The sequence below is a fragment of the Gemmatimonas sp. genome, from assembly GCF_021298855.1.
In the GTDB taxonomy this organism is placed as follows: Bacteria; Gemmatimonadota; Gemmatimonadetes; order Gemmatimonadales; family Gemmatimonadaceae; genus Gemmatimonas.
Genome location: NZ_JAJTHI010000036.1, coordinates 19,241 through 27,508, shown reverse-complemented (window position 1 = coordinate 27,508; position 8,268 = coordinate 19,241). Strand labels below are relative to the sequence as shown.

General features: G+C 66.3%; 9 protein-coding genes. All 9 read left to right on the top strand.

Annotated elements, in window-relative coordinates; translation table 11 throughout:
- The first annotated feature begins 309 nt into the window (after positions 1-309).
- From LW840_RS11880 to LW840_RS11840, 9 genes are read left to right on the top strand one after another with little or no spacing between them, the layout of a single operon-like run.
- Positions 310-675 (top strand): NADH-quinone oxidoreductase subunit A, encoded by a 366-nt coding sequence (locus LW840_RS11880; protein ID WP_291277037.1) that lies wholly within the window; start codon positions 310-312, stop codon positions 673-675.
- Positions 676-678: 3 nt separating this feature from the next.
- Entirely contained in the window at positions 679-1,233 is a 555-nt protein-coding gene (gene nuoB / locus LW840_RS11875; protein ID WP_291260805.1) for an NADH-quinone oxidoreductase subunit NuoB, read from the top strand.
- A 1-nt stretch (position 1,234) separates the two neighbouring features.
- Positions 1,235-1,768, top strand: coding sequence for an NADH-quinone oxidoreductase subunit C (locus LW840_RS11870; RefSeq protein WP_291260806.1), 534 nt, complete (start codon positions 1,235-1,237; stop codon positions 1,766-1,768).
- On the top strand, positions 1,752-2,990 hold the full coding sequence (locus LW840_RS11865) for an NADH-quinone oxidoreductase subunit D (protein WP_291260807.1): 1,239 nt from the start codon (positions 1,752-1,754) through the stop codon (positions 2,988-2,990). The genes LW840_RS11870 and LW840_RS11865 overlap by 17 nt, the downstream gene beginning before the upstream one ends.
- A complete protein-coding gene (nuoE, locus tag LW840_RS11860) occupies positions 2,987-3,475 on the top strand; it encodes an NADH-quinone oxidoreductase subunit NuoE (RefSeq protein WP_291260808.1) in 489 nt (162 codons plus the stop codon). The genes LW840_RS11865 and nuoE overlap by 4 nt, the downstream gene beginning before the upstream one ends.
- Positions 3,472-4,842, top strand: a complete 1,371-nt coding sequence (nuoF, locus tag LW840_RS11855) for an NADH-quinone oxidoreductase subunit NuoF (RefSeq protein WP_291268464.1) — start codon at positions 3,472-3,474, stop codon at positions 4,840-4,842. The genes nuoE and nuoF overlap by 4 nt, the downstream gene beginning before the upstream one ends.
- Entirely contained in the window at positions 4,839-6,374 is a 1,536-nt protein-coding gene (locus tag LW840_RS11850; RefSeq protein WP_291268463.1) for a 2Fe-2S iron-sulfur cluster-binding protein, read from the top strand. The genes nuoF and LW840_RS11850 overlap by 4 nt, the downstream gene beginning before the upstream one ends.
- On the top strand, positions 6,371-7,531 hold the full coding sequence (locus LW840_RS11845) for a complex I subunit 1 family protein (RefSeq protein ID WP_291260811.1): 1,161 nt from the start codon (positions 6,371-6,373) through the stop codon (positions 7,529-7,531). The genes LW840_RS11850 and LW840_RS11845 overlap by 4 nt, the downstream gene beginning before the upstream one ends.
- Positions 7,532-7,536: 5 nt before the next feature.
- The gene (locus LW840_RS11840) at positions 7,537-8,268 is read left to right on the top strand and encodes an NADH-quinone oxidoreductase subunit I (protein ID WP_291277036.1); all 732 of its coding nucleotides are present in this window, start codon (positions 7,537-7,539) and stop codon (positions 8,266-8,268) included.

Here is an 8,268-nt window from a genome sequence, read left to right as displayed (position 1 = left end):
GGACGAATATGGATGCTAACCGAAAAGTTTACAAAGAGTAGACAGTGGCCGCGGCTCGACCCACCGAATGCCGGCCGGGCGGTCAGGGATGGCCGGAGGCAACCGGCCGGGTTCGCGCAAGTTCCCGGTAATGGAACAACCAGGGCGCCGATGGCTCCTGCGCCTTGACGGGGGCTGGTACCGGGGTTCACGTTCGCGCATCCGGCAGGGTGTGTGGATCAGCCTGCCGGATGCTCCCCGCCGAGGGCAGCGTCGTGCCCCGTCCCGCCCCCAGTCTCCACACAGGCTGCACTCCCCAGTGCCTGCTCGATGACGCCGTATCTCACATTTCTGCTCTACCTGACCGCCATTGTCGGCTTTGTCGGCCTGGCGCTGTCGCTGAACGCCCTGCTGGGTCCAAAACCGGCGGGGACGTCCACCAAGCTGGAGCCCTTCGAGTGCGGCGCCACGCCCGTGGATGTCGTCAATGTGAAGGCCGTCCCCATCAAGTATTACGCGGTGGCCATCGCCTTCCTGCTGTTCGACCTGGAAACCATGTTCCTGTTCATCTGGGCCCTGGGAGCACGGCCGCTCTCCGGGTTCATGGTGTTCACGTTCTTCCTGTTCGCCGCGCTGCTGGTGCTCTGCCTGCTGTACGTCTACAAGGCGCGCATCCTCGAAGCGGTGACGGAGTAGGCGATGTACGGCAAGCGACTTCCCATTCTCGACGGCACGGGTGCCGCCGCCTCCGCCGGCAAGGGCGTCGAGGCGCAGAGCAAGCACGCCACCTTCGAGTATCTCACCACGCGCAAGGACGAACTGGTCGGCTGGGCGCGCAAGTTCTCGCTCTTCCCGTATCCCTTCGTCACCGCCTGCTGCGCCATGGAATTCATGGCCGTCAGCGCCTCCAATTACGACACGGACCGCTTCGGCGCCGCGCTGCCGCGCTTCTCCCCGCGGCAGGCCGACCTGCTCATGGTCGTCGGAACCGTGACGCAGAAGCAGGCCCCCATCCTGCTCAAGGTCTACGAGCAGATGTGCGAACCCAAGTGGGTCATGGCGTTCGGCGTCTGCGCGAGCACGGGGGGCTTCTACCAGAACTACGCCTCGCTCCCCGGCATCGACCGCATCATTCCGGTGGACATCTACGTGCCGGGGTGTCCGCCTCGTCCCGAGATGGTCATCGACGGCATCATGCGTCTGCAGGAAAAGATCGCGCAGGGGCGACATCCCATCATCAACGACCGATTCTGACGTGACCGCCCCACTCTTCGACCGGCTGCGCGCGCAGCTTTCCCCCGGCGAAGCGGGGCCGGGAGGACAGGTCAGTGCCGCGACCCCGGTCGTTTGCCTCGGGGTGCAGCACAAGGTCCTCGTCTTCGCCCTTACCCCCGATCAGCTGCTGCCGGTGGCACGCCGACTCCGCGACGAGTTCGGCTTCGATCTTTTCCTCGACGTGACCGCGGTGGACTGGCCCGACGCGCCGCTCCGGTTCGAGGTGGTCTGGCATTTCTACTCGACCACCGCCCACGTGCGCGTCCGCCTCAAGGCGCGTGTGCCCGAGCCGGATCCCAGCGTGGATTCGCTCACGCCGCTCTACGGCGCCGCCGGGTACATGGAGCGCGAGTGCCACGACATGTACGGGATCGTTTTCCGGGGGAACCCGGACCTGCGCCCGATCCTCCTCTACGAAGGCTTCGTCGGTCATCCGCTGCGCAAGGACTACCCGAAGCAGAAGGAACAGCCGCTCGTGCCCTACCTTCCTCCGCAGGGTGCCCTTGTCCGCTGACCCCGTGCTCCGCCCGCCCATTGCGAACCCGGTGCAGCCGGTCTTCGCGGCCAGCCGTGACGACACCACCGTGGTCAGCATCGGTCCGTCGCACCCCGCCACGCACGGCACGGTGCAGATCATCGCCGAGATGGATGCGGAAAAGGTGGTCCGCACCGACGTGCACTGCGGCTATCTCCACCGCGGATTCGAGAAGGAGTGCGAGGATCACACCTGGCACAACCTCATGCCGTACGTGGACCGGCTGAATTACTGCTCGGCGCTGATCAACAACTTCGCCTACTGCGACGCCGTCGAGCAGCTCATGGGCATCGAGATCACGCCGCGCACCCGGTATCTGCGCACGCTGCTCGCCGAGTACAGTCGCGTGGCCGATCACCTCACGTGCGTGGCGGCCCAGCTCATGGAGCTGGGCGCCATGACCGGTTTCCTGTACCTGGTCACCGCCCGCGACAGCATGTACGAGCACCTCGCGGCGCTCACCGGCGCGCGGGTCACCTATTCGTACGGTCGTATTGGCGGACTGGCCTTCGACGTGCCCCCGGGCTGGTTCCGGCGGCTCGAGGAGATCCTCGCGGACTACGAGCGGTACGTGGGCATGGTGCACGGCCTCGTCGACCGCAACCGCATCTTCATCGACCGCATGCGCAACGTGGGCGTCATCGACACGGCGCGCGCCATCCATTGGGGGTTCACGGGGCCCATCCTGCGCAGCACCGGCGCCCCGCGCGACCTGCGCAAGGACACGCCGTACCTGGCGTACGGCGAACTCGATTTCGACGTGCCCGTGGGCATCAAGGGCGACAACTACGACCGCTACTACGTGCGCATGCGCGAGATGGACGAGTCGGTGTACATGATGCGCCAGCTGCTCGACCTGATCCCCGAGGGGCCCATCATGGTCGATGACCGCCGCTGCGTGTTCCCCGAGAAGGAGCTCGTCTACACCGAGATCGAGTCGCTCATCAACCACTTCAAGCTCGTCATGGAAGGGCCCGTGGTGCCGGCCGGCGACATCTATGTGGCCCACGAGGGGGCCAACGGGGAACTCGGCTTCTACTGCGTCAGCACCGGCGATGGCCAGCCGTGGAAGGTGCATGTGCGCGCCCCCAGCTTCGTTCACATGGGAGGCGTGCACACCATGCTCGAGGGGTACCAACTGGCCGACATCGTGACCACCTTCGGGTCGGTCAACATGATTGGTGGCGAGTGCGATCGATGACCGACCCGATGAAGAACATTCAGCATCTGATCCCCGAGTTCGAGCGCTGGAAGGAACGCTACCCCGACGGGTTCGAGGGGTCGCTCACCATTCCCTGCCTGCGGCGCATTCAGGAGGAACGCGGCTACATCGCCGACAGCGATATCGACGAGCTGGTCGCGTACCTCGGCGTTCCCCGTACGCAGGTCGATGAAGTCCTCGGCTTCTACACCATGTTCACGCGGACGCCGCTGGGCACCCACCACCTGCAGGTGTGCCACAATGCGTCCTGTTCCCTGCGCGGGGCGGAGGGGCTCATCGCCTACCTGTGCGGTCGGCTGGGCATCCAGCCCGGCGAAACCACGCCGGACGGCCGGTTCACGCTGTCCACGGCGGAGTGCCTCGCCTCCTGCGGCACGGCGCCCATGATGATGGTGAACGAGGCCTATCATGAGGACCTCACGCCGGCCAAGGTCGACGCCCTGCTCGAGGAGCTGTCCCGGTGAGCGACGCCACTCCCTCGCCCACGCTCTCCGGGCGGAAGTTCTTCATGAACTTCCCGGTGACCGCGCAGTCGCACGAACTGGCCGCCTATCGCGCGCGCGGCGGCTACCAGGCGCTCGAGCAGGTGCTGCGCGAGCGGCAGCCCGCCGACGTGATCAAGGAAGTGAGCGCGGCCGGCCTGCTGGGGCACGGTGGCGCCGCCTTCCCCGCCGGACGCAAGTGGGGCGTCATTCGCCCCGATGATGGCGAACCGCACTACGTGTGCATGAACGCCGATGAGGGCGAACCCGGGACATTCAAGGATCGCTGGCTGCTGGAGTGCGTGCCGCACATGTCGCTCGAGGGGCTCATCCTCGCGTCGTATGCCATCGGCGGACGCCACGCGTTCATCTACATTCGCGGGGAGTTTGATCTCGCCTGGCGGCGCATTCAGGGGGCTGTCGAGGAGGCGTACGCCGCCGGGCTGCTGGGGAAGAACATTCTCGGCACGTCCTACTCGCTCGATGTGGTAGTGTACCGCGGCGCGGGGTCGTACGTGTGCGGTGAGGCGTCCGCCATGCTCGCCTCGCTCGAGGGGAAGAAGGGATGGCCGCGCAACCGGCCGCCCCGCCTCACGGTCAAGGGGCTGTATCAGAAGCCCACCGTGGTGAACAACGTCGAGACACTGGCCAACGTGCCGGTCATCATGCGCCTCGGTGCCGAGGAGTTCCGGCGTACGGGAACGCCCAAGAGTCCGGGCACGCAGATGATCTCCATCTCGGGGCACATCGTGCGGCCGGGGGTATACGAGGTCGAGTACGGATACTCGTGGGAGCGGTTTCTCTTCGAGGACTGCGGCGGCATGCTCGGCGGGCGCGAACTCAAGTGCGTGATTCCCGGCGGGGTGTCCACCAAGATCCTCGATCGCGACGAAATCCGGGGTGTCACGCTCGACCACAACAGCGCCGTGGCGGCCGGATCGCAGCTGGGGTCGGGCGGCATGATCGCCGTGGCGGAGGGCACGTGCATGGTGCGCCTGGCGCGCGTCATCCAGCGCTTCTACCACCACGAATCGTGCGGGCAGTGCACGCCGTGTCGTGAAGGGATGGGGTGGATGGAGCGGGTGCTCGACCGCATCGTGCGCGGCGAGGGGCGGCCCGAGGACATCGACCGGCTGTATCACATCTCCAACGCGAACGATGGCACCACCATCTGCAGCCTGGGCGACTCTGCCGGCTACGCCTGTACCGCCATCCTCGACCATTATCGCGAGGAGTTCGAGTACTACATCAAGAACGGCCACTCCATGATGGGTGGGGTGCTCGCCATCGACGATCCGTTCGCCGGGGCGGTGCCCACGCCGCTCCACGCCGTGGCGGGGGCCCGATGAGCACGGCCGGCCGCAAGCGCGGCAACAACGAGCCGGTGGACACCGGCAAGACGATCGCGTTCAGCATCAACGGCGTCCCGTGCACGGCGTTCAAGGGCGAGACCGTGATTCAGGCGGCACGCCGCGCGGGCATGGACATCCCGCACTTCTGCTGGCACCCGGATCTCTCGGTGCCCGGGAATTGCCGCATCTGCATGGTGGAGGTCGAACAGGACAAGGGCGACCCCTGGTTCGACATCGGCTGCAACATGCCGGTGACCGAGGGCATGCGGGTGCTCACCGAATCGGATACGGTGAAGAAGCTGCGTCGGGAAACGATGCAGTTCATCACCCTCAATCATCCGGTGGACTGCGGCATCTGCAACAAGGCCGGCGAGTGCATCCTGCAGGACTACCACTACGAGCACAACGGGCGCGCCTCCCTCTCCATCGACCGCAAGAACCACGCGACGAAGTTCTACCCGTTGTCCGACCGCATCATGCTGGACAACGAGCGGTGCATCATGTGCACGCGCTGTGTGCGCTTCACCCACGAGGTCTCGGAATCGCACGCCCTCGCCGCCGTCCATCGCGGCGATCACGCGCTCATCCGCCCGGCGGAGGATGCGAACTTCAACGAGGACGCCTACTCCGACAACGTGATCGACATCTGTCCGGTGGGCGCGCTGCTGTCGCGGCAGCACCTCGATCATGCGCGCGTCTGGTACACCAAGGCCACGCCGAGCGTCTGCCCGGGGTGTTCGCGCGGGTGCAGCATCAACATCTGGCACCGCAAGCCCGAATGGGCGCTCAAGGCGCTCGATCCGCAGCTCAACACGCGCATCGAGCGCGTGACCCCGCTCGAGAATCCGGCGGTGAACGACATGTGGATCTGCAACAAGGGGCGTGACCTCGCGCAGATCTTCGAGCGGCCGCGCGCCACGCAGGCGCTGGTGCAGGGCATGGGAGTGGAACTCGATGAAGCCATCGAGCGCGCCTCGGCGCTGCTGCGTGGCGCGCGCCGGGTCGTGGCCCTGGTCTCGAGCTGGGGATCCAATGAGGAACTCGCCGCCTTCGCCGATGCCTTCGCCGCCCGCCTCGGCACCTCGATGGCGGCGTACGCGAAGCCCGATCATCTGCCGCTCCCCGGCGAGGTGCTCGAGGATGCGCTCCTCATCAAGGCCGACAAGAACCCCAATCTCACGGCCGCGACGGCCCGCTTTCCGCTGCTCCCTGCCGATGCGGCGGCGGTGCTCGCGGGGACCGACGTGGTGCTCGTGTGGGGCGAGGGGGTGGCGGACGACCTGCTGCCGGCGGGCGCCACGGTCATCCGCCTCGACGGGTATGCCTTCGCGCACAACGCCACCGCCCATGTGTTCATTCCGCTCAGCATCCAGACGGAGCGCAGCGGTCACTACACCAACTTTGCCGGCACGGTGACCCCGTTCGCGGCCTGCTTCCCCCCCAAGGCACCGGTGGCGCACGCCGAGCAGCTCTTCGCGCGTCTGGCCGGTCACCCGGCAACGCACGCGCTGGCGGGAGCCAGCGCATGAACGGCACCGGCATGCTCCCCGATCTGGTGGTGACGCTGGTCTTCATCGGCTATGCGATGGTGATGCTGCTCAGCTTCGGCGGGTTGCTCACCTGGGTGGAACGCAAGCAGTCGGCGGTGATGGCCGACCGGGTAGGGGCCAATCGCGCCTACATCCGCATCCCGTTCACCAACGTGAAGCTGGTGTGGCTGGGGCTGTTCCACGGCATGGCCGACGGCCTCAAGATGCTGCTCAAGGAGAACTTCAAGCCGCGGACACACGATGCGGTGGGCTACTTCCTGGCGCCCTTCCTCGTGTTCACGCCGGTGCTGCTGGTCTTCGCGGTGGTCCCCTTTGGCGGGACCGTGGTACCGGGGCAACTCATCCCGGCGCTCTCCTCGTGGTTCGGGGACCGCGCCTACCCCATGCAGATCGCCAATCTCGATGCGGGGCTGCTGGTGGTGTTTGCCTTCAGCAGCCTCGGCATCATTGGCGCCATGCTCGCCGGCTGGGCCTCCGACAACAAGTTCTCGCTGCTGGGCGGACTGCGCGCGGGGTCGCAGATGATCAGCTACGAGCTGGTCATGGGGCTGACGGTGCTGGGTCTCATCCTGGTGTACGGCACCGTGAACCTCGGCGACATCGTGCGCCAGCAGTCGGGCACCATCGGCGGTGTCCTGCCGGCGTGGGGCATCGTCTACCAGCCGTTCGCGGCATTCCTGTTTCTCACGGCGGCGATCGCCGAGAACAAGCGCATTCCCTTTGATCTCCCCGAGGCCGAGTCCGAGCTCATTGCCGGCTACTTCACCGAGTACAGCGCCATGAAGCTCGGGCTCTTCATGTTCTCGGAGTTCATCCAGATCGCTGTCGTGGGTGCCCTGTTCGCCACGCTCTTTCTGGGCGGCTACAACCTGCCGTTCATGACCGACGCCGGGTTCTCGTTTCCGTGGGGCACCGAGATCGCGCTCAGCCAGGCGGTTCGGGTTCCGCTGCAGCTCGTCACCTTCCTTGGCAAGGTCGCGCTACTCTGCGTCATCCAGATCCAGATCCGCTGGACGCTGCCGCGGTTCCGGTACGATCAGATGCTTGGCCTGTCGTGGAAGATGTTGCTGCCGCTGTCGCTGGCGAATCTCGCCGTGACCGTGGTGTGGATGTGGCTCGCCGGAGGTGGCCAGTGAATCCGATGCTGAAGGACCCTGTGGTGTCACCGCCCGCCGCCGGAGTCACGGGCGTGGCGTTCGGCGACAACGAACGGCTGGCCGCCGAGAAGGCGGCGCGCGAGCGGCCGTCACCGGCGTCCCCGCCGGCAGAGCGCAAGGCCCCCGTGCGCTACGCGCGCACGCAGTACTGGAATGAGCCGACCATGACCTGGTGGGAGAAGGCGTACCTCCCGGAGGTCCTGCGTGGTCTGGCCATCACCACGGGAATCTTCCTGCGGAACATGGGGAAGTGGCTGACCGGCAGAAAGGGTGCGGTCACGACCTACTATCCCGAAGAGAAGCGTGCCGACTTCGCGCCGCGGAACCGGGGCAAGCACATCCTCACGCAGCGCCCCGACGGATCGCCGCAGTGCATCGCGTGCAACATGTGCGCCACCGTGTGCCCGGCCAAGGTGATCGAGATCGAGGCCGGTTTCGATCCCGACGATCCCGCGCACCCCAAGTACCCGGTGCGTTTCGAGATCGACTACTCGCGCTGCGTGTTCTGCGGCATGTGCGTGGAGGCGTGCCCCGAGGATGCCATCCGCATGCAGGAGGATGTGCCCGATCTCGTGTCGGACAACCGCTACGAGATGTGGATGACGATGGAGGAGATGCTGACCTGGAGGCCGCAGCAGGACGTGGCGAAACCCTATCCGCCCAAGCCCGTGCCGTTGACGCTCGGGGAAAGCGTGAAGCGGGGACGCGGACAATAG

Coding starts and splice junctions, on each gene's coding strand:
- LW840_RS11880 (WP_291277037.1), top strand. CDS start 310: ATGACGCCGTATCTCACATTTCTGCTCTACCTGACCGCCATTGTCGGC.
- nuoB (WP_291260805.1), top strand. CDS start 679: ATGTACGGCAAGCGACTTCCCATTCTCGACGGCACGGGTGCCGCCGCC.
- nuoE (WP_291260808.1), top strand. CDS start 2,987: ATGACCGACCCGATGAAGAACATTCAGCATCTGATCCCCGAGTTCGAG.
- LW840_RS11850 (WP_291268463.1), top strand. CDS start 4,839: ATGAGCACGGCCGGCCGCAAGCGCGGCAACAACGAGCCGGTGGACACC.
- LW840_RS11845 (WP_291260811.1), top strand. CDS start 6,371: ATGAACGGCACCGGCATGCTCCCCGATCTGGTGGTGACGCTGGTCTTC.
- LW840_RS11840 (WP_291277036.1), top strand. CDS start 7,537: ATGCTGAAGGACCCTGTGGTGTCACCGCCCGCCGCCGGAGTCACGGGC.